We start from the raw sequence: 26,765 nt of genomic DNA, 5'->3' as shown, positions 1-26,765 counted from the left end.
TTGATTGGCTTCGCCGACATTTATGCGTAGCCAAAGTGAGCGATCTGACTTGACTGGTAATATGTCAACTTTCGTATATTAGTATCGATCACGCGGCGGAGGATACTTAAAGGCAGTCGTCAAAACTAACCTTAAGCGTCTGTTTCTAATTCATAATATATGGGGTCATAATTTAATCAGCGGGCTAAAGGTATCGTTAGCTTGATCGACGCGCCTGTAGCACTTTCCAGAAGTTCCAGGCGCCCATCATGGTTTTCCATCACTCTGCTTGCGATGGGTAGCCCCAGACCGCTGCCTGGCCCACCGCCCGCTTGGGAAAAGCGACTGAGAGCTTCAATATGTCGATCTGCAGGTATGCCTGTGCCATCGTCACTGATAACCAGAATTGCATTTGAACCGTCCTGTGACAAATCCAGTGTAATCTGTGTCAGATCCGCTCCGCCGTGGATGATTGAATTGCTGAGCAGGTTCAGCACAGCTTCATGCAGCATGGTTGCATCTCCTGACACAATGACATCCGCTGAGGGAAGGGCATAGATTAGCTCTACATCACACTCGGGGTGTTGCTGACGGAATGCGATGCCGACGTTGCGGACAAAAGATCCGAGTTCGATGGGTAACCCTGAACATAGAATATCTGTGCCGCTTGCCCGTTCGAACGACAAAAGTTTATTCGTCAGATCGCTGGCTTCTCTAGCGGCAAGCAGCAATTCGGCACTACGCTTTTGTGCGGCTTTCGGGCTTGGCGCATTTTCAACGGCTTCAGCCAACGCGAGCACTCCCGCAACGGGGTTTCTGAGTTGGTGGGCAGCGTTAGAGATGAATTCATCCTTAGAGCTGATCCGCCGCGAAATGCGGTCTAGCAACGCGTTGAGCGTATTTACAAGTCCCTGTGCTTCTGCAGGCACGGCACGGCGTATAGGTTCAAGTTCACTTGGGCTGCGTTTTGCAATAGCGCGCTCCAGATCAAGCAGGGGGCGCAGTCCCAGCCCTACGCCGAACCAGACCACCACCGCCACACTGAGTACAAGAAGTGTAATGACAGCAAAGGAGCGTGATAGGACATCGCGCACAAAGCTGCTGCGCACATCCGCGCTTTGCCAAACGGTGATGCTGAAAACCCCCGCCACACCGCTTACGACAGTACTATCGCGATAGCGCAATACGCGGACCTTTTCGCTCTGATAGGTGCTGTTGAAATACTGCGGATCAGTTGGCTCGTCTGGAAGGACGTTTGGCAGGACCGGCGGCGTTGAGTAGCCGGTCACGAACACCCCGTCTGGCGCATAGACGTGATAGAAGATGAGCCCTCCGGAGGTGTCGTTCAAGAGCCGCTGAGTGGATGGGCTGATCGCGTCGCCATCAGACAAAGCCACATCGCGCGAGATTGCGAGCGCCGCTGACAATAGCCCCCGATCAAAAATGTTTTCGGCGCGATCTGTTGTCGTCCGGAATTGCCATGCAGCGGCGATGAGAGAGATGACCAGAAGCGGTGGCAGGATAATTAGGGTGAGCCGCGCGCGTAGGGACTTCAACTTCATGGTCATGTCCCGGCTGACATCTGATAGCCAATGCCGCGCCGCGTACGGATATTGATACCGTGTTGCTTTAGGCGACTGCGCAGGCGCGAAACATAGACTTCGACGACGGTCTCTTCGACATCTGCCCCTACGCCATAGACGTGATCCAGAACGGCGGTTTTCGAAACAGTGCGCCCCTCTGCCGCCAAGAGGCATTCAAAAACCGACATCTCGCGGCGAGGGAGGTCGATCTCGGTCTGTCCATCGAATAATTGCCGCGCAGCGGGGTCAAACTGCAACGGCCCGAAGGTGCGTAACTGTTGCTGTGGAATGTCCCGCCTGCGCAACAGGGCCCGCACGCGCGCCTCCAACTCTGCCATCTCGAAGGGTTTGATCAGGTAGTCATCGGCCCCCGCATCAAGGCCTGTCACGCGATCTTCTGTATCTGCCCGTGCGGTGAGCAGGATCACCGGTCTGGTATCTCCCCGCCCGCGCATCCGCTTGAGCAGCGACAGCCCGTCCGTACCTGGCAGGTTGATATCAAGGATGACCAGATCGGCCTGATCGTTGGTCAGATAGTCTTCTGCAGCACTGCCGTCATACAACACATCCACGGCATGGCCAGCGTCCTCAAGACGGTAGGTGATCCCCTTCGCAAGGCTGACGTTGTCTTCAACCAGTGTGATCCGCAATTTGAAAAATCCCGTTAATGCAAGTCTGGTGCAAGGTTCGCAGGTCAAAAGGAATACATCAACCGGGGGCGGACACCCTTGGAGCGATTCTAAAATGGCCCCTTTGGGAGAAGGGGCATACAAAACCGGGAGGAATATATGTCCACTTTTAAAACCACGCGCCGCGTGGCCGTGAGCCTTGTAGCCGCGGCTGCTGCAACATTTGGTCTGCAAGCGAATGCTGGCGGTCATGGCATTGATCTGGCGGGTAAAACCGTTGAATGGATTATTCCATTCTCCGAAACCGGCGGCTCAGCAAAATGGGCCAACTTCTACGCGCCATTGCTGTCCGAAGCGCTTCCGGGTCAGCCGACTGTTGTTGTGAAATTTATGCCAGGTGCAGGCTCGACCAAAGGTGCCAACTATTTCCAAGAGCAGTCCTACGAAGACGGCACACTGATCTTCGGTTCTTCTGGATCCACACAGTTTCCTTATCTGTTGGGCGATCCACGTGTGAAATTCGAATACTCTGACTGGAACGTGGTTCTTGCCTCTGGCACCGGCGGCGTGGCCTATCTGCCGCCAGAGCTGGCCGCGAAGATGGACGGCTTGGACGCCTCCGGTTTGCAAGACACAGATTTCATCTATGGCAACCAAGGGGCCACGCGCCTTGATCTGGTCCCAACACTGGCATGGGAAATGCTGGGCATGAACGTCGAAAGCGTCATGGGTATCAAGGGACGCGGTGACGGTCGTTTGATGTTCGAGCGTGGCGAAGCCAACATCGACTATCAGACGTCTTCTTCCTACCTGTCTGGCGTAACGCCACTGGTTGAGGCGGGTACTGCTGTGCCGATGATGACCTGGGGTGCCTTGGATGATGCGGGCAACATCGTGCGTGACCCCACATTCCCCGACACACCGACTTTCAAGGAAGTCTGTGATGCCACCGAAGGATGCGAGACCTCGGGCGAGAAATGGGATGCGTGGAAAGCGTTCTTTATTGCGGGTTTCCCTGCACAAAAGATGGTGTTCTTGCCCCAAGGAGCCACGGCTGACGCAATGGCAACCTACACGGCTGCTTTTGAGGCGATCAAGGCACGCCCTGATTTCGCTGAAATCTCCGGAAAGCGGTTGGGGAAATACCCTCAGATGACCGGTGCTGCGGCTGAAACAGCCAAAGCGAGCGCGACCAAAGTATCCCCAGAAGCCAAAGCGTTTATCGTGAATTGGCTTCAGGAAAAATACGGCGTTTCGCTGAACTAAACTTTCCTTTTTGAACGCCCCGCCCGCATGAGTGGGGCGTTTTTCCAAGGAAAGTGGGAGGATCATTTCATGGAAGTCATCATGGAGGCTTTGCCTGCATTCGGCGATGCGTGGACGTTGATATTGCAACCTGTTGTGTTGGGATATCTGGTCATGGGTGTGTTGATGGGGCTGTGCATCGGGGTGTTCCCCGGATTGGGCGGCATTGCAGGCCTATCGCTGTTGCTACCGTTTATGTTCGGCATGGACCCGATACTGGGTCTGGCGCTGATGATCGGCATGGTCGCGGTTGTCCCGACATCCGATACCTTCGCCTCTGTTCTTATGGGTATCCCGGGGTCATCCGCCAGTCAGGCGACTGTGCTGGATGGCTTTCCCATGGCCAAAAAGGGCCAGGCCGCACGCGCGCTTTCAGCGGCGTTCGCCTCATCCTTGTTTGGCGGGTTGGTCGGGGCCAGCTTTCTGACGGTGTTTATCCTGATTGCACGTCCAATCGTACTTGAGTTCCGCACCCCTGAATTGTTGATGATTACCATCTTCGGTCTGTCCATGGTCGGCATTCTTGCAGGTCGTATCGCGATCAAAGGGATTGTCGCGGCAGGCCTTGGCATGTTGATCGGCATGATCGGCGAGGGTGCCTCTTCGGGCGATCTGCGGATGTCATCCTACGACTACCCTTATCTGACTGACGGGTTGAAACTGGTGATTGTCGGTCTTGGTATCTTTGCCATCCCCGAGATCATCTCGCTGCTGCGTCAGGACCGCGCCATCAGCCAAGAGCCGCAAATCGGCGGTGGCTGGATCGATGGTGTCAAAGACTGGTTCGACAATATCTGGCTATCTGTGCGGTGTTCTATCATCGGGGTGATCGTGGGCGTTATCCCCGGTCTTGGCGGGTCCGTGGTCGACTGGATCGCCTACGGCCACGCGGTCCAGACGACAAAAGACAAATCCAACTTCGGCAAAGGCGAAGTGCGTGGCGTGATCGGGCCTGAGAGTTCGAATAACGCGAAAGAAGGGGGCGGGCTGGTACCCACCTTGCTCTTTGGCATTCCGGGCTCAGGCTCTATGGCGATTTTCATCGGTGCGATTGCCCTGCTGGGATCTGGCCAGATCGAAGTTGGTCCTGCGATGTTGAAGAACAACCTCGACATTACCTATGCAATCGTGTGGCTGCTGGCGCTGGCAAATGTGGTTGGCACAGTCATTTGTATCGCCGCTTCTGGTGGCATCGCAAAGCTGACAACTATTCGCTTTGTTCTGCTGGCACCCTTCCTGTTTATGATCATCAGCTTTGCGGCATTCCAGTCAGGCCAGAACCTGATGGACCTCGTGGCACTGTTTGCTATCGGGTTCCTCGGCATCCTGATGCGGCGGTTTGACTGGTCGCGACCGGCCTTCCTTATCGGTTTCGTGTTGTCCAATCCTGCCGAAACCTACGCAAACCAGGCCATCCAGATCGCGCAATCGCGCTTCCGCAAAGGGTTTGGTGAAGGGATCGACTATATTTTTTCACCCATCGTTGTCATCTTGGTGATTATCACAGTGATCTCTGTTGTGCTTGGGCTGCGTCAGGCGAAACACATCATGGCCGAAGGCGATATCACAGCAGGCCGCAAGCGTGCGCCGATGGTCTTCATGCTGCTGATCACCGCCTTTATCGGTTATGCGCTCTATGATGCGATATCGATCCCCAGCTACAGCCGCGACCGGACCTTCCCGATCTTTGTGGCAAGCATTTGCCTGATCGGCTGTGCTTTTCTCATCATCCGGATGATGCTCAAGCCCGAGACGGACACGATCTTTGCCGATCGCGAATTGAATGGCGAGGATGCAGACGCGACCCATGGATTGTGGCCAACGCTGGCATGGTTCGGGGCGCTGCTGCTGCTGACCTCACTGCTGGGCTTCATCCTCGCGCTGGCTATCTTTTTATTCGCCTTCATGGTGATCCGCGCGCGGGTCAGCATGGTATTTGCCGCCGGATATACCGTCGCGGGCATCGCGTTCATCTGTGCCATGGCATGGCTCTTGAACCGTGACTTTCCGCCCGGCCTCTTACAGGAATACTTTACCCTCCCATGGCCCTTTACATGACCCAGACAGAAATCCCTTTCCTTTTCATGCGCGGTGGTACCTCGCGTGGTCCCTACCTCAACCGCGCGGATCTGCCGGATGATCTGGAAACCTTGGCACAGGTACTCATCGCCATCGTAGGCTCAGGTCATCCGCTTAACATTGACGGGATCGGCGGTGGGGCTGCCGTGACAACCAAGGTTGCTATGCTTTCAAAGTCCGACGAAGAGTGGGCCGATGTGGATTATTTCTTTGCGCAAGTAAGCGTTGAGGACCGTTTGGTGGATTTCAAACCTACCTGCGGCAATATCTTGTCTGGCGTCGGCCCTGCGGCGATCGAAATGGGGCTGGTGGCAGCCCAAGACGGCGAGACGGCTGTTAACATTCGCGCCGTGAATACCGAAGCGCGGGTTGCCGCAGTTGTCCAAACGCCGGGTGGCAAGGTCAGCTATGAGGGCGATGCGCAGATTGACGGCGTGCCCGGGACCTCGGCCCCCGTGGCCTTGCAGTTCATGGAGACAGTGGGCGGCGTCACCGGTGCCTTTTTGCCCACGGGCAATCTGGTCGATGTCATCGACGGGATTGCTGTGACTTGCATGGATGTCGCAATGCCAATGGTGATCGCCAAGGCCAGTGATTTTGGCCTGACCGGATACGAAAGCGCCGCCGAATTGGACGAGAACCGCAGCTTTTTTGCCAAGATGGAAACCCTGCGCATCAAGGCTGGTGCGCTGATGGGGATGGGCGATGTGACTGAATCCGTTACGCCTAAATTCGGGCTTTTGGCGCCTGCGCGTGCTGGGGGGACTATCGCCACACGGTATTTCATGCCGTGGAAAACCCACCCGACGATGGCCGTAACAGGTGCGCAATGCCTTGCCGCTTGTGTGCTGACGCCGGGAACTGTTGCGGAAGGGATGGCAGCCAAGCCCAATGAGGTTCCTGCCCCTATCACGCTAGAGCATGCTTCGGGCAGCATAGATGTGGTGGTAGATTACGCGCAGACCGATGCCGGGTTTCAGGTCAAATCCGCAGGGTTGATCCGCACTGCACGCAAAATTGCGGCCGGAAACGTGTTTATCCCTACATCAGTATGGGCTGGCGTCTGACACCGTATTTAACAAGGAATAGGCCGATGAAAGTTCACATTCTTGACGATTGGTTCGACACGCTGCGCGGTTTGCCGTGCTTTTCGAAGCTGGCAGATCACGAAGTTACCGTCTGGACCGACCATGAACCTGATCCGGTGAAACTTGCCGCGCGGATGCGCGACGCCGAAGCGCTGGTTTTGTTTCGCGAGCGCACAAAAGTTGGCGCTGAGTTGCTTGCGGGTTTGCCAAACCTTAAGTTGATTTCCCAGCGCAGTGTCTACCCCCATGTGGATGTGACCGCTTGTACGGCGCATAGCGTCCTGCTGAGCTCCAACATGCACGCGGGCGCGCCGTCCTATGCCGCGGCAGAACACACACTTGCGCTGATCCTCGCCAGCTATCGCCAGATTCCACAGCAGACTGCGTCGATCAAGGCAGGCCATTGGCAATCCGGCGTTGGTCGCACGCTGCGCGGCAGAACGCTTGGGCTTTATGGCTATGGGCGCATCGCGGGTGCGGTCGCGGAATATGCCAAGGCTCTGGGTATCAATGTGCAATGGTGGGGATCAGAGGCGGGCCGCTCACGCGCGCACGCTGCGGGTGAAACGGTTGCTGCATCACGCGAGGCGTTTTTTGCGTCGTCAGATATTGTCAGCGTGCATGTACGGCTCAAGCCAGAAACACGCGGTTTAATCACCGCCACAGATCTGGCGCAGATGCAGCCACGCGCGCTTTTTGTGAATACATCACGCTCCGGCTTGGTGGAGACCGGCGCGTTGGAGGCCGAAGTGGCAAAAGGCCAACTGCACGCCGCAGTAGATGTATTTGATCACGAGCCGCTGACCGATACGTCGAACATCCTTCTGACCCATCCCAATGTGCTGGCCACCCCTCACATAGGTTTTGTTACCGAGGATGAATTTGATCTGCAGTTCTCTGACATCTTCGACCAGATCAACGCTTACGCGACTGGCGCGCCAATCCATATGATCAATCCAGAGGTCTATCCTTAGGCGTTTTGCGCGGCCGCGACGAACCCGTCTTTGATTGCGCGGTCCACAAAGTCATTGAGCGCCGCGATGCGCGGGTCTGTGTTGTCAGGCAGTACCATCGCTTGGCGCACGGAGGTCAAGACACCGGACAAAATGCGGATGTCGGGCGACCTTGCAAAAGCACCCTCCAGTGAGGCACGGACACCGGCCACGGCATCACATCGGCCTGCGCGGAATTCCTCAAAGCTTTCGGGCGGCGTACCCGAGCGTTCTAGCGCGGCATGTTGGAGGCTCTTGGTCAGATGCATATCATAGGCTGAGCCTGTCGATGTTAATACCTTTACGCCCGCAGCATCCACATCCTCTACATCTTTGAATGGCGCATCGCTGCGCACCGCATAGGTCGCCTCAATCACAATATAGGGCCGGGTAAAGGCGATTTTTTCGGCCCGCATCGGATCAATCGCAAGAAAGCCCACGTCCCACTTATCGAGGTATGCATCATCAAAGACTTTGCCTGCGCCGCTGTAGACAACGGGCTCCATCCGCGCGCCGATCTCTTGAGCCAGTCTTTCGGCCAGCGCGGGGCTTACGCCCGTCAGATTGCTGCCATCCTGCTGGACCAACGCGCGATTGCCAGTATTGATTGCCACGCGCAACACGCCGTCCCGTGCCAGTGTTTTCAACTCCGCTTGCATCGTTATTTCCTTTGTTCAGTGTCGACATCAAACAATCGTACGAAAAGCGGCGCACCAAGAATGACCACGAACATGCGTAGCACATGATGCGCCACCACAAAGGCCATATCTGCCCCCACGATCAAAGCCAGCACAGTCAACTCTGCCTGCCCGCCCGGCGCAAAGGCAAGGATCGTTTCCATTGGCGGGGCAAGGCCAGCAAGGTGAATGGTCTCGGCAAAGATGATGGTCAGCACCAGAAGGATCACGCAAAACCCTAGACCTGCCGTCACATCCGTGCGCACTTCGGCCATGGTGACACCTGCGTATTTGGTCCCCACGCTCATGCCGATAAAGAACTGCGCGGCCCAGATCGCCTCTGCCGGTGGGCGGTGGTTTAGAATTCCGGTCAGTGCAAATGCCGCGGCCAGCAGAAGCGGGCCCAGAATTGTAGCGCCAAACATGCCTGCCAGTTTTGCGATCTGCCACCCGGCGAGAGCGCAAAACACCATAAGCCCCAGTTGAACCGGTTCAATACTGGCTGCGGGGGCACCCGGAGGGTTGCTTAGATCAGCGTCCCAGACCCACGTCAGTAAAAACGGCAGCACAACGACAATCACCATAACCCGCGTGGCATGGATGAGCGACAGGGCGCGCACATCGCCGCCAGCTTCCTCTCCAAAGACAAGCATATCCTGTAAGCCGCCGGGCATGGAGGAATAGTAACTGGTCGCAAAATCAAAGCCCCAGAGCCGTTGAAAATATAGCACGCCGACCACTCCGATACAGCCGGTCATTACGGGGATCATCAGTAAGGTCGGCCACATCCCCACCATGGAACCCAGTAGGGTGGTTGTGAATGTCGCACCTACAGCTACGCCCAAAATAGTGCGCATTGCATCGTTCACCAGTTTGATCCCACGCATCGGCACACCGGCCAATGAGGCGATCAGGCAGGCAAAGATCGGCCCGAGCAACCAAGGCAGGGGCAAGTGCATAATCTTGAAAGCAAGAACACCAATTCCAGCGACCGCAAAAGCGTACAGACGCGGCATCACGATTGTAACACCTTGAGCCTGTGGCGCAGGGAGGTCTGCAAATGCGCCTCTGCCGCGTCACCCGCCGCCTGTTGATCCCCTGCGGCGATAGCTGTGATGATCTGTTCGTGCTGACTGCTGACCGTTTTGATCCGCGCTTCGTCATCCAGCGTGGTCGGCCCCAGTAAAATCAACGCATTGTTAAGCGCACGGGCCGAAGCCAGCAGAAAGCGGTTGCGGGTAGCGAGGTATATGCTGCGGTGAAAATCCTGATTAAGGGCGGCTGCGCGGGGGGTGTCTTGCCCCGCGCCATCAATTTGTTCGTTGATTTCCTTGAGGAGGTCGACCTCGGCGGGGTTTGCATGTTTGGCTGCCATCTCTGCAGCGGTACGTTCAAGGACGAGCCGCATTTCGTAGAGCTCAACGATTTCTGTGGTGCTCAGGGTGCGAATGACAGCGCCTAAACGGGGGCGATGCTCGACGATCCCGTCGTTCTCAAGCTTGCGCAAGGCTTCGCGCACCGGTGTGCGCGATAGGTCCAGTTTTTTTGCAACGTCTATCTCGCGCAGACGGTCACCCGGTAGGAATTCCCCCGCTCGAATCGCCGCATGCAAACGATGGTACGCGAGTTCTCCTTGAGACATGTCTTGCAATTCTGTGCTGTTCATCTTAGTGAGGTCCAAATTGTATCCGCTTGGATACAATATAGATGTGAAGAGGAAACACCAGTGTCAAAATCAGTGATTGTCGTCGGAACAGGTAACGCCGCCCTTTGTGCCGCGATCGCAGCGTTGGAAAAAGGGGCGCAGGTGACCCTGCTGGAAAAGGCCGATCAGGCTTTGGCGGGGGGCAATACGAAGTACACGGCAGGTGCCATGCGGTTTGCCTATGACGGGGCAGAGGATCTTTTGCCGCTGTTGCGCAACCCCGATGACCCTCGGGTGCAGAACGCTGATTTCGGGGGCTATGACACAGAGAAATTCGGCAATGACCTGTTGGGCTTCAACGACGGCCGTCCGCTGTCCGAGGAGCAAGAAGCGCTCGTCAACCTGTCGGGCGAAACGATGCGCTGGCTTGCTTCGCATGACGTGAAGTTCGAGCCGATCTATAGCCGACAAAGTTTTGAAAAAGATGGACGTCATGTGTTTTGGGGCGGCCTGACGCTGGCGGCAGAGAACGAAGGGGTTGGCCTTTTCGACATGGAGTTGGCGGCAGTTGAGCGGATGGGCGGTGTCGTTCGCTACAATAGTGCTGTCACAGGTCTGGTGACCGAGGATGGCCAGGTCGTTGGGGTGCGCGTCGGTGATGAGGTCCTGCACGCTGATGCTGTGATCCTTGCCTCCGGTGGATTTGAGGCAAATGACGAGATGCGGGTCAAACATATGGGCCCGAACTGGAAAGCCGCAAAAGTGCGTGGCACGCCGCACAATACCGGCGACGGGCTGACAATGGCAAACGAAGTAGGCGCTGCTGAATATGGTCTCTATGCTGGATGCCATGCAACTCCGATGGACTTGCATATGGCCGACTTCGGAAATCTTGACCTGCCTGCTGGCGAACGCAAAAACTACCGCAAAATCTCTTATTTCTTGGGCGTTATGCTGAATGCCGACGGTGCGCGCTTTGTCGATGAAGGTGCTAATTTCCGCAACTATACCTATGCGCAGTATGGTGCCGCCATTCTTGAGCAGCCAGGCCAGTTTGCTTGGCAGATCTTTGACAGCAAAGTATTCGAACTTCTCTATGCCGAATACAGGTTTCATGACGCCCATTTTGTGGAAGCTGAAACCTTGGAGGCGCTGGTGCCCCTGATGACTGGCGTAAACGCAGAGGCTGCCACCGCTACGCTTGACGCTTACAACGATGCGGTGGATGCCCAAACCGCGTTTGATCCAACCGTTCTGGATGGCAAAGCAACCGATGGCTTGACGCCGCCAAAATCAAACTGGGCCCAGAAAATCGACAAAGGACCCTTCCGCGCGTTTCCAGTCACTGGCGGGATAACATTCACTTATGGTGGATTGAAAGTAGACGCCAAGGGTGGCGTCCTAAGGGAGGACGGCTCAACAATTGCAGGCCTGTTTGCATGTGGCGAGATCGTCGGCGGCGTCTTTTTTGCGGGCTACCCGGGCGGGTCGGGCCTCACGTCAGGCGCTGTATTTGGCCGCCGTGCGGGGTATGGGGCATCTCAGGCATAATACAATCAATGACATCTGTGCCGTCGGCTGTTGAGTGCGGCAAAGACCGCTTCGGGAAAGCTGCCTTGCAGCGCTGAACGAATAGCTAACTTGCGTTCGGATCGGGATTACATGTTTTTAAATTCCGGTCTCCCGAAAGCCGACTTTAGCCGCGGCACAGAAAATTGTTAATTATGGGCTCGAGGCGGCCCTTCGCGGCGCCCGCGCAGAAGGCCGGCACCGAGGCTGGGTCGGCTGTGCGGACTTCGTAGAAATCTGGTTACTCCAGCCCATCGGTGAGGATGGCGTTCAGAGACGAGCCGGAGCGACGCAAGACCGCAAGGGACTGGAACTCGTCTGAATTCCAGAATGTCTCTGCGTGAACGCGGTCTGGGAACTCAATAATGAAAGCAGCGTCCGGCACCTTCCTGTCCCCCTCAAGGCATGCCGGATTGCCGCCGCGCACCCTGAACGCTCCATTATGAAAGCTCACCAAGTCGGGTATTTTCGCAAAATACTCTTCCATCCAGTCCCGGCTGTGAATTTCCATCTGCCCAATGATGTATACTGCCACAATGGTCTCCTGCGTTGCGCGTGACCGGATTATCCGGCCAGCTTAGCGCGCAAATGCATCATCTGGCAACGTTGCCTATCCAGTCCCGGTTCTTGAGCATGATTGACGGTGGCGGAGTACTCCACCCGAGGGGCTTATAGCTGCCATTGGGGCAAATCGTCAGTTTGTTGAAACTGCGCAATTCGCCCCAATCAAATTTGATCCCTCAGGTCAGAGCATCCAAAATCCGCGCCCAAGAACGGATGCCTTTGTGGAAGCTCTCCATGTCGTACTTTTCATTGGGTGAATGGATTTGATCGTCGTCCTTGCCAAATCCGATCAGGACGGGTGGCGTCTCAAGGATATTCTGGAAATGCCCTGCAATCGGGATCGAACCACCGCACCCGATAAAGGCAGCGGGGACGTTCCATTCATCGCTTAATGCCTTAAGAGCTTTGCCAAAGGCAGGATCATCGGTCGCCGTACCAGATGCCCGGCTGGCGCCGTGGTCTTTCCATTCAACCGTGCAATCTGCTGGCAGCATATCCTGCACCATAGCGCGAAAGTTCTCGCGGATGGCAAGGGGGTCCTGATCGCCCACAAGGCGGAAGGAAATCTTGGCGCTGGCCTGCGAGGGCAGGACGGTTTTGAACCCGTCGCCCTGATAGCCGCCGCCGATGCCGTTAACTTCGCATGTCGGACGCGACCAGATCATCTCGAGCGGGGTGCGATCCTGCTCGCCAGCCGGAACCGACAGCCCTACATCCCCCAGAAAGCCTGCGTGATCAAAGGCAAGGCCCTGCCACTGCGCTTCCAGCTCATCCGGTAGTTCCGGCACGCCATCGTAAAAGCCGGGGATCGTGATCTTTCCTTCGTCATCGTGCAAAGATGCAATAATGCGCGACAGCACGCGGATCGGGTTCATGGCGATTCCGCCGAACATGCCTGAATGCAGGTCCTTTGACGGGGCTGTGATGGTCAGCTCTTCACCCAGCAGGCCGCGCAGCATCGTGGTGATGGCGGGCGTGCGGCTTTGGAACATGCCGGTGTCGCAGATCATAGCGAAATCAGCGCGCAATTCTTCCGCATTCTCTTCCATGAAAGGCACCAACGACGGCGAACCTGATTCTTCTTCACCTTCGAAGAAGAAGGTGATGCGGCATGGCCACTCGCCTTTGACCTCTTTCCACGCCCGGAAAGCTTCGACAAAAGTCATCAACTGCCCTTTGTCATCGGCGGCGCCGCGTCCACGGATCACAGTCCCAGCATCTGTTTCCTCGATTGCCGGGTCGAACGGGTCACGATCCCATAGGTTCAGCGGATCCACCGGCTGCACATCATAGTGGCCATAAAACAGCAGGTGCGGCTTGCCGTTTTCAGGGCCGACATGGCCCACTACCATCGGGTGACCGGGGGTTGGGCGTTTTTGCGCGTCGATGCCAAGGCTTTGCAGGTCCGCCACTAGCCAGTCCGCAGCGTCCTGACAGTCTTGTTTAAAGGCGGGATCGGTGGAGATGGACTTGATCCGCAGCAAATCCAGCAACCGCTCGGTCGCGGCTGGAAGATCCTTGTCGATTTGGGCAAGCACGGCATCTAGGGACATGGGAAAGCTCCGTTAAAAGGGGATTTTCCGCGACCCTATCAGGCCTTACGCCCGTGTCCAGAGCGTGACAGCGCAGACAGGAGGCGGCTGCACTTATCAGGTCTTGGTCGCGCTAACGGGCGCTGTCCAGTGCGTGTCTGCTTACTGCAATCAAAGGCTATCTTGCTGAATCGGAACGCTTCTATCGCTTTGGGTCTGCCCTGCGACATTGCGTGCGTCCCTAGGCCATTGAACACAAGCGGTGAATTCTATATCGGTTCTAAGATGAGTGACTTGGGGGCTTGCAGTGCCCCTACCGGACGGAGACGCGTATGACCTATTCCGAACAGCTTGATCAGGCGATTGAGCGCCTGCATGACGAAGGTCGCTACCGCACCTTCATCGACATCGAGCGCCGCAATGGCAATTTTCCGCATGCCGTCTGGACCAAACCTGACGGAAGTGAAAAAGACATCACCGTCTGGTGCGGCAATGACTACCTTGGCATGGGCCAGAATGAAGTCGTGCGTCAGGCGATGCATGAAGCGATCGAGGCGACCGGCGCCGGATCGGGCGGCACGCGCAACATCTCGGGCACGACGGTCTACCACAAACGTCTTGAGGCCGAACTAGCCGATCTGCACGGTAAAGAAGCCGCACTGCTATTCACGTCGGCCTATATTGCCAATGATGCCACGCTTAGCACGCTGCCCAAGTTGTTTCCGGGGCTGATCATCTATTCGGACGCCTTGAACCACGCGAGCATGATTGAAGGTGTGCGTCGCAACGGCGGGGCAAAGCGTATCTTCCGTCACAACGATGTTGCGCACCTGCGCGAGCTGCTGGAAGCCGATGACAGCGATGCGCCCAAACTGATCGCGTTTGAATCCATCTATTCTATGGATGGTGATTTTGGCCCTATTGAAGACATTTGTGATCTGGCGGATGAATTCGGCGCGCTCACCTATATTGACGAAGTGCACGCTGTTGGCATGTACGGTCCGCGCGGGGCAGGGGTGGCCGAACGTGACCGCCTGATGCACCGTCTGGACATCATCAACGGGACGCTGGCCAAAGCCTATGGCGTCATGGGCGGTTATATCGCGGCGAGCGCGAAGATGTGCGATGCTATCCGATCCTATGCGCCGGGCTTCATCTTTACCACGTCACTTCCTCCAGCGGTCGCTGCCGGTGCTGCGGCCTCTGTCGCCTATCTCAAGCGTGCGCCAGAGCTGCGCGAAAAGCATCAGCAACAGGCAAAAGCACTGAAGTTGCGGCTTAAGGGATTAGGTCTGCCGATTATTGATCACGGCAGTCACATCGTGCCGGTAATTGTTGGCAACCCAGTTCACACCAAGATGCTGTCCGATATGTTGCTGGATGATTACGGCATATACGTTCAGCCGATCAATTTTCCCACAGTGCCTCGTGGAACCGAACGGTTGCGTTTTACCCCATCCCCCGTCCACGGCCCCCGCGAAATGGACGCTTTGGTGAACGCGATGGACGGTTTGTGGTCGCATTGTGCGCTGAATCGTGCCGAACAGGCGGGATAAGTCGTCAATATCTCGCTAATGCGATTGCGCTGTGATACTATTTTATCAACAAAGCGGTGTGGCGAATCAAATTCGGTTCGTCGGGGTGTACCGATAAAATAAGAGGCGAGGGCATTGGCATGATCGGGCGTTGGGCCTCCAGGAATGTTGAGCAAGAGGCGGAAAAGCAGTCTGGCTTTGACGCTTTTGAACTGCGTCTTGGTGATCTCATGCGCGGCGAGCGTGCAACGCTAGGCAAATCCCTTCTTGATGTTCAACGCGAATTGCGGATCAAAGCATCCTATATCGCTGCCATCGAAAACGCCGATCCAGATGCGTTTGACACCCCCGGTTTTATTGCAGGTTATGTACGCTCTTATGCGCGCTATCTTGGCATGGACCCCGACCAGGCATTTGCAGCCTTCTGCACCGAAAGCGGTTTCAGCGTGGCGCACGGCATGTCTGCCGAAGCCTCGGTTGTGCGTAAACCTACCCGCGAAGAGCGCCTGAACCGTCAGCAGTCCGAGCATGATATCTTTTCACGGCCGGTTATGCCTTTTGCGCCCGGCGGCAATTCTTTCATGTCGCGTATCGAACCGGCTGCAATCGGATCCATGCTGGTATTGATGGCGCTGATTGGTGCCATCGGTTTTGGCGGCTGGACAGTTCTGAAAGAAGTCCAGCGCGTACAGGTTTCGCCTGTAGACCAAACGCCGGTTGTTTTGTCCGATCTTGATCCGTTGCAAGCCAACGAAAACCTCGAAACTGCGATGGTTGACGGTGTCGCTACGCCGACTGCCTTGCAGGACGCCCCCCGTGTTGAGGCGCTTGACCGCCTGTATCGTCCGGCCGCACTTGATGTGCCGGTACTGGTGGCGCGTGATGCCCCGATCGCGTCCCTTGACCCGCGTACGAGCGGGTTGTTCGAAACAGCCTCCGCACCTGTGGCTCCCGCGGGCGATGAAGGTTTGATTGCTAGTGGTGTTGACACGGCTCTGGTCGAAGCACTTGGCGCGCAAACGGCACCAACCGGTCTGAGCGTTCCTCAGGTTCTGGAAGGTCCTGCACCTGCTGTGCAGGTTGTGGCAACAGGCGAGACATGGGTGCGTGTGACTGGTGCTGACGGAACCAACATCTTTGAGACGGTCATGCAGAAGGGCGACACATTTGATGTGCCATCCCTCGAAGAGGCGCCTTCGCTGCGCACAGGTCAAAGTGGCGCGGTCTATTTCGTGATGAACGGTGAATTTTTCGGCCCCGTAGGCCGACGTGGCAGCGTTACATCCAATGTGCCATTGCAGCAGCAGGCCTTGGCTGAGCTTTATGAGCCGGCACAGCCCGGTCAGGACAGCGCGTTGGAAACACTGGTTGCCGAATTGCGCGCGGCAGCGACACCCCCTGCTGCAGATCAATAACCCGCCGATCCCTTCCCTTTATTTCCTAGCTTGTCATTGCAGCCGACCCTCTGCATGGCTAGGTATGCCATGTCCCAAATGTCTGATGAGGTTGACATGTCGCTGAACCATATTCGTCCTTGGCGCAACATTTACCGCCGCAAATCGCGTCAGATCATGGTGGGGAACGTGCCCGTGGGGGGCGATGCGCCGATCACAGTGCAAACGATGACAAACACCCTGACCACCGATGCCCGCGCGACAATTGCCCAAATTCAGGCTTCGGCAGATGCCGGTGCTGATATCGTGCGCGTGTCTGTGCCCGACGTCGAAAGCTCTAAGGCGCTGAAAGAGATCGTGCGCGAAAGCCCGGTACCCATCGTTGCGGATATCCACTTTCATTATAAGCGCGGGATCGAAGCGGCAGAGGCAGGTGCTGCGTGTCTACGTATCAATCCGGGCAACATCGGCGACGAAAAGCGCGTCAAAGAGGTGATTAAAGCCGCGCGCGACAACAATTGTTCGATCCGCATCGGCGTGAATGCCGGCAGCCTTGAGAAACACCTTCTCGATAAATATGGTGAGCCGTGCCCGGATGCGATGGTCGAAAGCGGGCTGGACCATATCAAAATCCTGCAAGACAACGATTTTCACGAATTCAAGATCAGTTGCAAAGCCTCGGATGTGTTCATGGCCGCCGCCGCCTACCAACAATTGGCAGAAGCCACGGACGCGCCCATTCACCTCGGGATAACCGAGGCGGGAGGGCTGACATCTGGCACCATCAAATCTGCGATTGGCCTTGGTAACCTGCTGTGGATGGGTATCGGCGATACGATCCGCGTTTCACTGTCCGCTGATCCGGTTGAAGAGGTGAAAGTGGGCTATGAGATACTCAAATCGCTTGGCCTGCGCCACCGCGGTGTGAACATTATCTCCTGTCCGTCCTGCGCACGGCAAGGTTTTGACGTGATCAAAACGGTTGAGGCGCTTGAGAAACGGCTGGAGCATATCAAGACACCGATGAGCCTGAGCATCATTGGCTGTGTGGTGAACGGCCCCGGTGAGGCGTTGATGACAGATGTTGGCTTTACCGGCGGCGGGGCAGGTTCCGGCATGGTCTATCTGGCCGGCAAGCAAAGCCATAAGCTCGATAATGGGCAGATGATCGATCACATCGTCGAACAGGTCGAAGCCCGGGCAGCCAAGATCGAAGAAGAGACGGCAGCCGAAGAGGCCTAGCGCATCCCAAGACCCATCTGCATGAGCAGTTTGCGCACAGGGGCAGCTCCGTAAAGCGCGCCTAACCCAGCGGCGCGGGCATCGCGGGCCAAGGTGCTGCTGGCCTGACTGGCGCGGTTCAGCAGGTCAATGCCGCGGACCCGAAGCGTAATGTCGCCATAGCGGGCCTTGTGGTACGCTTCCAGCATCGCTGCATCGCCCAACCCGTCGCGGCGGGCTTCGGCCAGATCAAGCAATGTTGCGATGTCGGATAGCGACATGTTCAGTCCTTGCGCGCCGATCGGCGGCATAACATGTGCTGCTTCGGCGATTAGTGCCACGCGTTCCGCGCTCAGGTGATCTGCGTGCTGTGTGATGATCGGCCAGACTTGCCTTGGACTGACCAGTGTCAGATCTCCGAAATGATGGCACGACCTCAATGTAGCGGCCTCTTCAAAAGCGGCATCGTCCATTTCCAGCCGCTCTTGGGCCAGACGCCCGTCATCCATCCACACCACCGCAGAGCACGGCAGCCCGTCGCGGTCGGGTAGCGGGACCAACGTGAAAGGCCCACCTGTGCGGTGGATTTCCGTTGAGACATTTTCATGCGCAATCGGGTGCGTCACCGCAAAGACCAGCGCCTTTTGCCCATAGCGTTGTGTATGCACGCCGATCCCCGAGGCCTCACGCATCGGAGAGCTGCGCCCGTCGGCAGCGATCACCAGCTTGGTCTGCACCCGCACGCCATCGCTCAGGGTTACTTTGGCGCTGCCTTCGCGGGTGAACAGGTGCTTGGTACCCACGCCTGCACGAAAATCAACTGTGTCCAATTTCTCCAAACGTGCCAGCATCTCGCGGCGCAGCAACCAGTTCGGGAAATTCCAGCCAAAGGGCTGGTCGGAAATCTCGGACGCATCGAACTCTTTGGTGACACGCGGCGTTGGCTCTTCGCCTCCGGCATCAATGATACGCATCACTTGCAGCGGGGCAGCATGAGGTGCCAAAGGCTCCCACAGACCGGCCCTTTCCAATAGCTCTCTGGCGGGTTGCAGCATCGCTGTTGATCGGAGGTCAGCGCCTCTGGCTGCGCCATCGGTGACGGGCGGCGTAGGGTCCACGCAGATCACTTTGAAGCCAGCTGTGCCGAAGGCCGCCGCCGCGGTCAGCCCTGCAATGCCACCACCGGAGATGAGAATATCGCAAGTGTCGGTCATGGCTACGCCTTCCTACTTGATCAGTGTTTGCAGGAATGAAGATAGGTCGTTCGTGTGGTAATGCACATGCGGCGCGTCAGCGCGCGCGGGCGCAACATGCACGGTACGCATGCCCAAGTCATGCGGTACTTCCAGATTGCGTGGATCGTCTTCGAACATGGCGGCACTTAATGGCGTCAGTTGGTCTTGGCTGAAGACGGAGTCGAATGCGGCGCGCTCTGGCTTGGGCAGAAAGCCGGCATGTTCGACACCGTAGATTGCGTCAAACAAGCCCGACAGTCCACGTGCGTTCAACACGCGTTCGGCATAGGGCGCGCTGCCGTTGGTGTAGACGATGCGACGACCCGGCAGGGCACGAATGGCCGTTGCCAGTTTGGGGTCCGGCGTGAGGCTGTCCATTGAGATGTCATGAACGTCAACCAAATATGGTTCCGGATCAACATCGTGTTCGCGCATCAAACCGGCAAGTGTTGTACCGTGGGTATGCCAATAATGCTTGCGTAGGCGGTCGGCCTCTGCGCGGTCAACGCCAATGGCCTGCATCACCCAATCGGTCATCCGTACCTCAATCAGGTCGAACAATCGGGCCTCTGGCGGGTAGAGGGTGTTATCAAGGTCAAAGACCCAGGTGTTTACGTGGGAAAAGGCATCATAGGACATGGTGCTTTGGTAGGCGGGGCGACAGGTCAGCGCAAGGGGCGATCATGGCTAGGCGCGCTGGACGGCAAGCGTTAAGGTGATGTGAAATTTGATGAAAGGGCACACTATGCCCCCAGCGACCCCGCCCGGAAGGCCCGGCAACACAGACGGCTATTCGATGATCCTGGATGCGATCGACACAGGGGTATACCGCCCCGGTGATCGTTTGGTTGAGAGCGAACTGGCAGAACGTTTTGGCGTGTCACGGACTCCGATCCGCGAAGCTCTTCAGCGGCTAGAGACACAATCCCTGCTGGTGCGGGACGGGCGCAGCCTGATCGTTGCGTCACTGGACCATAACCAGATGGCAGAGCTTTATGTCGTGCGTGGTGAACTGGAGGGGCTGGCGGCACGGCTTGCGGCCCGTAACGCCACCGAAGAAGAAGTACGGCTGCTGCGCGAAATGGTGGAAGCGGACAACGCGCTCAAGGAGCATCCCGCGGCCCTGTCACGCGCCAACAGACGGTTTCACAAACAGATTCATCTGGCGTCCCATAACAGATTTCTTGTGCAGCAATTGGACCTTGTCCATCGGTCGATGGCATTGATGGCGACAACGTCATTAGCCGTTGTGGGCCGCGGTGCGATTGCACAAGAAGAGCATGACCGCATCGTGAGCGCGATTGAGGCACGAGACGGTGACGCCGCCGACGCAGCCTTGCGCGCGCATATTTCGGTAGCTTTCACGACAAGGCTCAAACAAGAGGCGGCGCGCCGCGAGGCGGAAAATTAATCAACGCTACCTGTTATGCCGTGCTCGGTCTTGTCCCAATAGAACGGCTCAAGCACCAGTTCCTTCATCGCCTTATAAGCGGAAATCGCGGCCATTGGGTAATACAGCGGCAAGGTGAATACGTAGGCCATGAGGTGGCGATGTTCGCGGCGCGAGACAGCAACCATCGAAATAGTGAGGTTGAGCATCTCAGCGCCGATGAAAAACCACATCATGAACTGCGCTGTAGGGGCGCCAAGTGTGCTGGTCACCGGATGCTCGAACCCTGCAAGTATCACCCAGAATGACCATAGCAACGGTCCGCAGGCGAATTGTGTGAAAGTTGCCAGCAATAGCGTTTGAACCCCGAGGAAGCGCAGCAAGCCCAGATCACGCAGTAAGGCACCCGGCGAGCGCATGTGCACCATCCACGTGATCAGAAACCCCTTAAGCCAGCGGGAACGCTGTTTGACCCATGGCCACGCCCGGCAGTTTGCTTCTTCATATGTGACGGTCGGGATCAATTCAGTGACATAGCCGTGTCGCGCAAGGCGGACCCCCAGATCGGCATCTTCGGTTACATTATGGGCGTCCCAGCCGTTTACTTTTTCAAGGATGTCGCGCTGGAAAAACAGGGTTGTCCCGCCCAGCGGGATCACAAGACCCAGATGCGCGACGCCCGGTAGGATCATGCGCCACCACGTGGCGTATTCAATGGCAAAACAGCGCGAGATCCAGTTTGACCGCGCATTATAATAGTCCAGAACACCTTGAAGACAGGCGACATTTTCCGGTGCATCCTGAAAACGGGTCACAACCTTTTCAATCTGGTCCGGCTCTGGCGCATCTTCTGCATCCCAAACCCCGATAATCGACCCACGGCAGAAATCCAGCGCGTAATTGAGCGCGCGTGGTTTGGTGGTCAGCTTATCAGAGTGGGGGACCTCGATCACGCTCATCCAACCGGGCATCTGGGTCGCTGCAATCGTTTCTCGCGTAACGGTATCATCCGCCTCCAGAACCAGCACAACTTCGAGCAGCGATTTCGGGTAGGTTAATCGGTTCAGTCGCTCTATCAGTTTGCCGGCAATTTCCTTTTCATTCAGCAGGGGAACGAGGACGGACACCTTGGGAAGAGGAAAGGCCTCACGCGGGGGAAGAGCCATACTATTGGTCGTCTGGGACATCTTTGTTGTTTGGGCCACAAAAGCTGCAAGCTTGAGTGTCGTGCTCATCGCCAGCGTTGCAAAGGCAAACAGTGTGGCAACCGTAAAGGTCCAAAGCGGCCAGATGATTAAGATCACAATTACCAGACCGAGGAGTGCAAAAGCGAAAGGTTTGCGTGATGAGGTATCGGGATTGAAGCCGCGGCAACTTTCGCGCGCGGGAACACGTGTCGCAGCTTTATGTGCCAATTCAACGCCGTAAAGCGTGCCAATATGCTGCCTGATTTGTTTCTCATCCACAAGAACCGGCAACATCCGCCGCGCCCCGGATCCGAGACAGGCGCGCAAGCGGTGAAAGTGATCGGGGTGGTTGACCCCGACCAACAGAAGATCGCCCATCTTCAGCCACGGGACACAGCGATGCTTGAGACACAGGCTTGATGGAAGAGTATGGCACAAGGATAGGTCCGGCGGATCAATCAGCAGATCAGCCACGGGGATGTTGTGCTGGCGGGAGACCATGTGCAGAACATCATGCGGAGAAGCGAGCCCCTCAGATACGAGAATTTCGCCCAGTGGGGCATCGATATGGCGCTGTAGATCCAGCGCATGCACAAGATCATTCTGCGATATGATGCCCGCGTTTACCATCACCCGTCCAAGCGGTAGCCGTTTCAAGGGGGGGCTGGCGGCTTGCGGGTCAGGCAATCGCAGGTAAAGGTCGCTCATCGCGGCCATCCTGAGATCGTTTCTAATTCGTTAAAACGATCTCAGGTAAGTATTAAAACTTGGTTAATGGCGCTTTGTTTCGCCTCTAATAACGGCTTCGGGCATGTCCTTGACGGACGGTGGCTCAGGCGCGTGCTGCCATGGCTGCGGCAAAGCGCTCAAACAGGTAGTAGCTGTCTTGCGGGCCAGGGGATGCCTCGGGATGGTGTTGCACCGAATAGACCGGGCGTCCTTCCATCCGAATACCGCAGTTTGAACCGTCAAACAGCGACCTGTGCGTTTCAACCACACCTGCGGGCAATGTCTGACCATCAACCGCAAAACCATGGTTCATAGAGGTGATTTCGACCTTGCCGGTATCAATGTCTTTGACTGGATGGTTTGCACCATGGTGACCGTGGCTCATCTTGACGGTGTTGGCACCAAGGGCCAGTGCAAGCATCTGGTGTCCAAGGCAAATACCAAAAACAGGCAGCTCCGTGTTGTTCAGGACATCCTTGATCATAGGCACCGCATAGGTTCCGGTTGCTGCCGGATCACCGGGGCCATTTGACAGGAATACGCCATCTGGCTGATGGGCCATTACCTCTTCGTAGGTCGCTGTCGCGGGCAGAACGGTCACGTCACAGCCTGCGGATGCAAGGCAGCGCAGGATGTTCCGTTTTGCGCCGTAATCAATGGCAACGACCTTATGCTTCGGGTCTATTTGCGGGCTGTAGCCATCCGGCCATGCCCAACGCATTTCGTTCCAGCGATAGGATTGTGCACAGGTCACATCTTTAGCCAGATCCATGCCCTCCAGTCCCGCAAATTCACGCGCAGCGGCCACAAGGGCGGCTACATCAAAGTTGCCGTCCGGATCATGGGCAAGCGCAGCATGTGGCGCGCCTTGCTGGCGGATAGCACGGGTAAGGCGACGGGTATCAATGCCGCCAATGGCAATCCGACCGCGTGAGGCAAGCCACGAAGACAGGTCTTGTGCAGCGCGCCAGTTGCTGGGGGCAGTGGGCATCCATTTCACGACCATACCCGCGGCGACCGGATCGGCGGTTTCGTCGTCTTCGGGGTTGGTGCCTGTGTTCCCGATGTGTGGGAAGGTAAATGTCACGATCTGACCCGCGTAAGACGGGTCAGTCATGATTTCCTGATAGCCGGTCATCGCGGTGTTAAAGCACATCTCGGCAACGGTTTGACCAACCGCACCAAACCCGGTGCCGTAAAAAACAGATCCATCGGCAAGTGCAAGGCAGGCAGTCGGGTGGGCAGGCGTAGCAGAAGCCATGGTCAAATCCTTCCGGAAGAGGGGCCACAAAGGGGCCCGGAACGGGGACGAAGTGCGGCGCACCTCATGCGGCAAACGGGTGCAACCTATAGCGGCCTTGGGGGAGGGTCAAGATTCGTGACGAAATGATTTGCGTATATATTTCAGTAACTTAGATCGAATTTAATCGCATTGCATGTGGCCCTGTGATTGGGTAGTGTCTGCGCTCTTGGACCGATCAGCTATAAAGGCATCTCATGGACCTGCGTACACGTATCAGTACTGACCTCAAACAAGCTATGAAAGATAAGGCAGCAGAGCGTTTGTCTACTCTGCGGCTTGTGAATGCGGCAATCAAGGATAAAGATATTGCGGCGCGTGCCGAAGGCAATGACGATGGCGTTGGCAATGACGAAGTGCTTGCGATCCTTGGCAAAATGGCCAAGCAGCGGATTGAATCCGCGCGTGCCTACGAAGAAGGCGGACGCCTTGATCTGGCAGAGCGTGAACGCGCGGAGATCGAAGTGATCGAGGAATTTTTGCCGCGCCAGTTGGACAAGGACGAAACCGCAGCAGCGGTAGATGCCGCTATGGCAGAAGTCGGCGCCTCCTCCATCCGTGATATGGGCAAAGTTATGGGTGTGCTAAAGGCCAAGTACACAGGTCAGATGGATTTCGGCCGTGTTGGTCCGATGCTCAAGGACCGTCTGTCCAACTAGGATCAGCGGCGCAATACGCGCTGTAGATCCTCAAAGAGCGCAATCCGCTCTTCTTCACTGAGAAATGCACCAATCTCCACTTCGCGGCCTTTGCCGCGCAGTGTGACGTAGTGGGGAACGGGACCTTCATCTTCGTATTTGGTGACTTGGGTCCAATAGCGATCACAGTCCCATTCTTGCACATCGCCTTTCGGATTGGTTCTGGTCAGGCGGGCCGTTACCTCGTCCAGTACCAGCTCCTCATTGATCTGACGGGCTTTGTGGTTGCGCTGCAAAGCCAGATAGATTCCCCACACAGCGGCCAGCGTGAACGGCAGCATCCCCCACAAGATGGGGGAGCCAAGAAGGGGAAGCACGGGGATCGAGATCAGTGTGAAGGTCGTCAGTACGAAGGCTGCCATACCGCGCGCAGGCAAAGAATTATGCGGCCACAGGCGCATGGTCTGTGGCGTGCTGTGTGGCGGTGATGTCCATTCGTACGGCATACGCTGAACCTAACAAACACTGCCGCCAGATCAATGCGACAAACTGTGAGGGGGCAGGGAAGGTTGCAATGGGTGGAATAGCAAAAAGGGCCCCAACCGCCGTTGGAGCCCTTTTACATTTTTACCGGATCAGCCGATTAGTGGCTGTGGACTTTGTCCCAGTCTTCGCGCTTTGGAAGCTGCTCGAACGTGTGCTCTGGTGGTGGGGATGGCAGTGTCCACTCCAGTGTATCCGCAAATTCGTTCCATGGGTTGTTGGCTGTGATGCGTGCACCGCGTGTCAGCGTCCAGGCCATAACACCGAAGAAGAAGATGAATGAACCGAAGGACAGGAACGCGCCAATGCTCGACCAGAAGTTCCAGTATGCGAATGCATCAGGATAGTCGATGTAACGGCGTGGCATACCCTGACGGCCCAGGAAGTGCTGTGGGAAGAACGTCAGGTTTGCACCGATGAACATCGCCCAGAAGTGAACCTTGCCTGCCCATTCGGGGTACATGCGGCCAGTCATCTTTGGCAGGTAGAAGTAGATACCAGCAAAGATTGTGAACACGGCACCCAGCGACATCACGTAGTGGAAGTGCGCAACCACATAGTAGGTGTCGTGGTAGTAGCGGTCCACAGCAGCCTGTGACAGCACGATGCCCGTAACGCCACCAACGGTGAACAGGAACAAGAAGCCGAATGCCCAGAGCATAGGTGTTTTGAATTCAACCGAGCCGCCCCACATTGTCGCGATCCAAGAAAAGACCTTAACGCCTGTTGGAACCGCAATAACCATTGTCGCGAGCATGAAGTATGCCTGCTGGTTCAACGACATGCCAACTGTGTACATGTGGTGTGCCCATACAACAAAGCCCAACGCGCCGATCGCGATGATCGCCCATACCATTGGCAGGTAGCCAAAGATCGGCTTGCGCGCGAATGTTGCAATCACGTGAGAGATGATGCCGAAGCCTGGCAGAATGATGATGTACACTTCCGGGTGGCCAAAGAACCACAGGATGTGCTGGTATAGAACCGGATCACCGCCGCCTGCTGGGTCAAAGAACGCGAAACCAAAGTTGCGGTCCATCAGCAGCATGGTGATCGCACCGGCCAGAACGGGCAGGGACAAAAGGATCAGCCAGCTTGTGACAAAGATCGACCATGAGAACAGCGGCACCTTGAACAGGGTCATGCCGGGGGCACGCATGTTCAGGAAGGTGGTGATCATGTTGATCGCACCAAGGATCGAGGAAGCACCCGAAACGTGAACCGCGAAGATCGCGAAGTCCATCGACATGCCGCCTTCTTTTACGGACAGCGGCGGGTACAGAACCCAACCAACACCGGAACCGGACTGACCATTGCCACCCGGCAGCAGCACAGAGCAGACAGCCAGTGAAGTACCAGCAACATACAGCCAGAAGGACAGGTTGTTCATGCGTGGGAACGCCATGTCAGGCGCGCCGATTTGCAACGGCATAAAGTAGTTACCGAAACCGCCGAAAAGGGCAGGAATAACCACGAAGAACATCATCAGAATACCGTGACCGGTAATCAGGACGTTCCAAAGGTGTCCGTTGGGCGTACAGGTAGCTGCGGAATCAGCGATGAAACGCGCGCCTTCCATACACATGTATTGAACACCGGGGTTCATCAGCTCTAGGCGCATGTAGATGGTGAATGCGACTGAGATGAATCCGACGAATGCGGAAACGATCAGGTAAAGAATACCGATATCTTTGTGGTTCGTGGACATGAACCAGCGTGTGAAAAACCCACGCTCGTCTTCATGATCATGCCCGTGAATGGCTGCGTCTGCCATGCGGTGCCTCCTTGGCTAGGTATTGATATGCAAAAGCGCCTTTTGATAGGCGCACTGCGGACTTGCAAAGTCTTCTAATTCCATGTGCTCCATAGAGCAATGGGCGCGATGGTCGCAGGGGGAAGTATTTTCAAGACCCCGCTGCGTTGTTTCCGTGCTTTTGCCGCTTTGTGCAGG

23 protein-coding genes are annotated in these 26,765 nt (G+C 56.5%); 10 read left to right on the top strand and 13 right to left on the bottom strand.

Translation table 11 applies throughout. The annotated features are described in order from the left end of the window. Window positions 1-176: 176 nt before the first annotated feature. Window positions 177-1,541: a sensor histidine kinase gene (locus K3757_RS12645; protein ID WP_259996022.1), complete on the bottom strand. Its 1,365-nt coding sequence runs from the start codon at window positions 1,539-1,541 to the stop codon at window positions 177-179. Window positions 1,542-1,543: 2 nt separating this feature from the next. Further along, window positions 1,544-2,212 (bottom strand): response regulator transcription factor, encoded by a 669-nt coding sequence (locus tag K3757_RS12640; protein WP_259996021.1) that lies wholly within the window; start codon window positions 2,210-2,212, stop codon window positions 1,544-1,546. Window positions 2,213-2,350: 138 nt separating this feature from the next. On the opposite strand from K3757_RS12640, the gene K3757_RS12635 reads away from it, so the two are divergent. The 4 genes from K3757_RS12635 to K3757_RS12620 all read left to right on the top strand — a co-directional run bounded on the left by K3757_RS12635 (window position 2,351) and on the right by K3757_RS12620 (window position 7,637). Then, on the top strand, window positions 2,351-3,457 hold the full coding sequence (locus K3757_RS12635; protein WP_259996020.1) for a tricarboxylate transporter: 1,107 nt from the start codon (window positions 2,351-2,353) through the stop codon (window positions 3,455-3,457). A 69-nt stretch (window positions 3,458-3,526) separates the two neighbouring features. Continuing rightward, window positions 3,527-5,554, top strand: coding sequence for a tripartite tricarboxylate transporter permease (locus tag K3757_RS12630; protein ID WP_259996019.1), 2,028 nt, complete (start codon window positions 3,527-3,529; stop codon window positions 5,552-5,554). Beyond that, window positions 5,551-6,642: a 4-oxalomesaconate tautomerase gene (locus tag K3757_RS12625; protein ID WP_259996018.1), complete on the top strand. Its 1,092-nt coding sequence runs from the start codon at window positions 5,551-5,553 to the stop codon at window positions 6,640-6,642. The genes K3757_RS12630 and K3757_RS12625 overlap by 4 nt, the downstream gene beginning before the upstream one ends. Before the next feature lie 26 nt (window positions 6,643-6,668). Next, entirely contained in the window at window positions 6,669-7,637 is a 969-nt protein-coding gene (locus K3757_RS12620; RefSeq protein ID WP_259996017.1) for a D-2-hydroxyacid dehydrogenase family protein, read from the top strand. Here the strand turns inward: K3757_RS12620 and K3757_RS12615 are convergent. Genes K3757_RS12615 through K3757_RS12605 form a run of 3 tightly spaced genes read right to left on the bottom strand, consistent with a single transcriptional unit; the run spans window position 7,634 to window position 9,998 of the window. Then, on the bottom strand, window positions 7,634-8,314 hold the full coding sequence (locus K3757_RS12615; protein WP_259996014.1) for a transporter substrate-binding domain-containing protein: 681 nt from the start codon (window positions 8,312-8,314) through the stop codon (window positions 7,634-7,636). The genes K3757_RS12620 and K3757_RS12615 overlap by 4 nt on opposite strands. Window positions 8,315-8,316: 2 nt before the next feature. After that, window positions 8,317-9,348, bottom strand: coding sequence for an AbrB family transcriptional regulator (locus K3757_RS12610; protein WP_260001250.1), 1,032 nt, complete (start codon window positions 9,346-9,348; stop codon window positions 8,317-8,319). After that, window positions 9,348-9,998: a GntR family transcriptional regulator gene (locus K3757_RS12605; RefSeq protein ID WP_259996012.1), complete on the bottom strand. Its 651-nt coding sequence runs from the start codon at window positions 9,996-9,998 to the stop codon at window positions 9,348-9,350. The genes K3757_RS12610 and K3757_RS12605 overlap by 1 nt, the downstream gene beginning before the upstream one ends. A gap of 60 nt (window positions 9,999-10,058) precedes the next feature. Between K3757_RS12605 and tcuA the strand changes: the two genes are divergently transcribed. Continuing rightward, window positions 10,059-11,528 carry an FAD-dependent tricarballylate dehydrogenase TcuA gene (tcuA, locus tag K3757_RS12600; RefSeq protein WP_259996010.1) on the top strand — a complete coding sequence of 490 codons (1,470 nt, stop codon included), beginning with the start codon at window positions 10,059-10,061 and terminating at the stop codon, window positions 11,526-11,528. 259 nt (window positions 11,529-11,787) lie between these two features. Here tcuA and K3757_RS12595 read toward each other — a convergent pair whose 3' ends face one another. Further along, window positions 11,788-12,081 (bottom strand): DUF1330 domain-containing protein, encoded by a 294-nt coding sequence (locus tag K3757_RS12595; RefSeq protein WP_259996009.1) that lies wholly within the window; start codon window positions 12,079-12,081, stop codon window positions 11,788-11,790. 205 nt (window positions 12,082-12,286) lie between these two features. Then, complete coding sequence (locus tag K3757_RS12590) at window positions 12,287-13,663, bottom strand: M20/M25/M40 family metallo-hydrolase (protein WP_259996008.1); 1,377 nt, start codon at window positions 13,661-13,663, stop codon at window positions 12,287-12,289. A 311-nt stretch (window positions 13,664-13,974) separates the two neighbouring features. On the opposite strand from K3757_RS12590, the gene hemA reads away from it, so the two are divergent. The 3 genes from hemA (at window position 13,975) to ispG (ending at window position 17,813) form a co-directional block, all read left to right on the top strand. Next, complete coding sequence (hemA, locus tag K3757_RS12585; protein WP_259996007.1) at window positions 13,975-15,198, top strand: 5-aminolevulinate synthase; 1,224 nt, start codon at window positions 13,975-13,977, stop codon at window positions 15,196-15,198. A gap of 119 nt (window positions 15,199-15,317) precedes the next feature. Then, window positions 15,318-16,592, top strand: coding sequence for a helix-turn-helix domain-containing protein (locus tag K3757_RS12580; RefSeq protein WP_259996005.1), 1,275 nt, complete (start codon window positions 15,318-15,320; stop codon window positions 16,590-16,592). A gap of 96 nt (window positions 16,593-16,688) precedes the next feature. Beyond that, window positions 16,689-17,813 carry a flavodoxin-dependent (E)-4-hydroxy-3-methylbut-2-enyl-diphosphate synthase gene (gene ispG, locus K3757_RS12575; protein WP_259996004.1) on the top strand — a complete coding sequence of 375 codons (1,125 nt, stop codon included), beginning with the start codon at window positions 16,689-16,691 and terminating at the stop codon, window positions 17,811-17,813. Here ispG and K3757_RS12570 read toward each other — a convergent pair. Both K3757_RS12570 and K3757_RS12565 read right to left on the bottom strand, forming a co-directional pair. Continuing rightward, complete coding sequence (locus tag K3757_RS12570) at window positions 17,810-19,006, bottom strand: UbiH/UbiF family hydroxylase (RefSeq protein WP_259996003.1); 1,197 nt, start codon at window positions 19,004-19,006, stop codon at window positions 17,810-17,812. The genes ispG and K3757_RS12570 overlap by 4 nt on opposite strands. A 12-nt stretch (window positions 19,007-19,018) precedes the next feature. Then, the gene (locus K3757_RS12565) at window positions 19,019-19,666 is read right to left on the bottom strand and encodes a pyrimidine 5'-nucleotidase (RefSeq protein WP_259996002.1); all 648 of its coding nucleotides are present in this window, start codon (window positions 19,664-19,666) and stop codon (window positions 19,019-19,021) included. Window positions 19,667-19,772: 106 nt separating this feature from the next. Here K3757_RS12565 and K3757_RS12560 point away from each other — a divergent pair, with 106 nt between their 5' ends. Further along, window positions 19,773-20,438, top strand: coding sequence for a GntR family transcriptional regulator (locus tag K3757_RS12560; protein ID WP_259996001.1), 666 nt, complete (start codon window positions 19,773-19,775; stop codon window positions 20,436-20,438). On the opposite strand, the gene K3757_RS12555 is transcribed toward K3757_RS12560, so the two are convergent. Continuing rightward, window positions 20,435-22,312 (bottom strand): glycosyltransferase, encoded by a 1,878-nt coding sequence (locus K3757_RS12555; protein WP_259996000.1) that lies wholly within the window; start codon window positions 22,310-22,312, stop codon window positions 20,435-20,437. The two genes, K3757_RS12560 and K3757_RS12555, sit on opposite strands and share 4 nt — an antisense overlap. A 124-nt stretch (window positions 22,313-22,436) precedes the next feature. Next, on the bottom strand, window positions 22,437-23,594 hold the full coding sequence (gene carA, locus K3757_RS12550; protein ID WP_259995997.1) for a glutamine-hydrolyzing carbamoyl-phosphate synthase small subunit: 1,158 nt from the start codon (window positions 23,592-23,594) through the stop codon (window positions 22,437-22,439). 236 nt (window positions 23,595-23,830) lie between these two features. Here carA and K3757_RS12545 point away from each other — a divergent pair, with 236 nt between their 5' ends. Then, window positions 23,831-24,292 carry a GatB/YqeY domain-containing protein gene (locus K3757_RS12545; protein WP_259995996.1) on the top strand — a complete coding sequence of 154 codons (462 nt, stop codon included), beginning with the start codon at window positions 23,831-23,833 and terminating at the stop codon, window positions 24,290-24,292. Between the two features lie 2 nt (window positions 24,293-24,294). Here K3757_RS12545 and K3757_RS12540 read toward each other — a convergent pair whose 3' ends face one another. Both K3757_RS12540 and ctaD read right to left on the bottom strand, forming a co-directional pair. Next, on the bottom strand, window positions 24,295-24,777 hold the full coding sequence (locus tag K3757_RS12540; RefSeq protein WP_259995995.1) for a DUF2244 domain-containing protein: 483 nt from the start codon (window positions 24,775-24,777) through the stop codon (window positions 24,295-24,297). Between the two features lie 137 nt (window positions 24,778-24,914). Next, window positions 24,915-26,588, bottom strand: coding sequence for a cytochrome c oxidase subunit I (gene ctaD, locus K3757_RS12535; protein ID WP_259995994.1), 1,674 nt, complete (start codon window positions 26,586-26,588; stop codon window positions 24,915-24,917). Window positions 26,589-26,765: the final 177 nt, after the last annotated feature.

This window comes from Sulfitobacter sp. S223 (assembly GCF_025143825.1).
GTDB lineage: Bacteria > Pseudomonadota > Alphaproteobacteria > Rhodobacterales > Rhodobacteraceae > Sulfitobacter.
This window is presented reverse-complemented; position numbering and strand designations above follow the sequence as displayed.

Bases quoted from the DNA above. Each gene is read 5' to 3' on its own strand.
- carA (WP_259995997.1), bottom strand. From the start codon at position 23,594: ATGGCTTCTGCTACGCCTGCCCACCCGACTGCCTGCCTTGCACTTGCC.
- ctaD (WP_259995994.1), bottom strand. From the start codon at position 26,588: ATGGCAGACGCAGCCATTCACGGGCATGATCATGAAGACGAGCGTGGG.
- K3757_RS12645 (WP_259996022.1), bottom strand. From the start codon at position 1,541: ATGAAGTTGAAGTCCCTACGCGCGCGGCTCACCCTAATTATCCTGCCA.
- K3757_RS12625 (WP_259996018.1), top strand. From the start codon at position 5,551: ATGACCCAGACAGAAATCCCTTTCCTTTTCATGCGCGGTGGTACCTCG.
- K3757_RS12605 (WP_259996012.1), bottom strand. From the start codon at position 9,998: ATGAACAGCACAGAATTGCAAGACATGTCTCAAGGAGAACTCGCGTAC.
- K3757_RS12615 (WP_259996014.1), bottom strand. From the start codon at position 8,314: ATGCAAGCGGAGTTGAAAACACTGGCACGGGACGGCGTGTTGCGCGTG.
- K3757_RS12630 (WP_259996019.1), top strand. From the start codon at position 3,527: ATGGAAGTCATCATGGAGGCTTTGCCTGCATTCGGCGATGCGTGGACG.
- K3757_RS12545 (WP_259995996.1), top strand. From the start codon at position 23,831: ATGGACCTGCGTACACGTATCAGTACTGACCTCAAACAAGCTATGAAA.
- K3757_RS12635 (WP_259996020.1), top strand. From the start codon at position 2,351: ATGTCCACTTTTAAAACCACGCGCCGCGTGGCCGTGAGCCTTGTAGCC.
- hemA (WP_259996007.1), top strand. From the start codon at position 13,975: ATGACCTATTCCGAACAGCTTGATCAGGCGATTGAGCGCCTGCATGAC.
- K3757_RS12570 (WP_259996003.1), bottom strand. From the start codon at position 19,006: ATGACCGACACTTGCGATATTCTCATCTCCGGTGGTGGCATTGCAGGG.
- K3757_RS12565 (WP_259996002.1), bottom strand. From the start codon at position 19,666: ATGTCCTATGATGCCTTTTCCCACGTAAACACCTGGGTCTTTGACCTT.
- K3757_RS12610 (WP_260001250.1), bottom strand. From the start codon at position 9,348: ATGCCGCGTCTGTACGCTTTTGCGGTCGCTGGAATTGGTGTTCTTGCT.
- K3757_RS12580 (WP_259996005.1), top strand. From the start codon at position 15,318: ATGATCGGGCGTTGGGCCTCCAGGAATGTTGAGCAAGAGGCGGAAAAG.
- ispG (WP_259996004.1), top strand. From the start codon at position 16,689: ATGTCGCTGAACCATATTCGTCCTTGGCGCAACATTTACCGCCGCAAA.
- K3757_RS12540 (WP_259995995.1), bottom strand. From the start codon at position 24,777: ATGCCGTACGAATGGACATCACCGCCACACAGCACGCCACAGACCATG.
- K3757_RS12620 (WP_259996017.1), top strand. From the start codon at position 6,669: ATGAAAGTTCACATTCTTGACGATTGGTTCGACACGCTGCGCGGTTTG.
- K3757_RS12555 (WP_259996000.1), bottom strand. From the start codon at position 22,312: ATGAGCGACCTTTACCTGCGATTGCCTGACCCGCAAGCCGCCAGCCCC.
- K3757_RS12590 (WP_259996008.1), bottom strand. From the start codon at position 13,663: ATGTCCCTAGATGCCGTGCTTGCCCAAATCGACAAGGATCTTCCAGCC.
- K3757_RS12560 (WP_259996001.1), top strand. From the start codon at position 19,773: ATGCCCCCAGCGACCCCGCCCGGAAGGCCCGGCAACACAGACGGCTAT.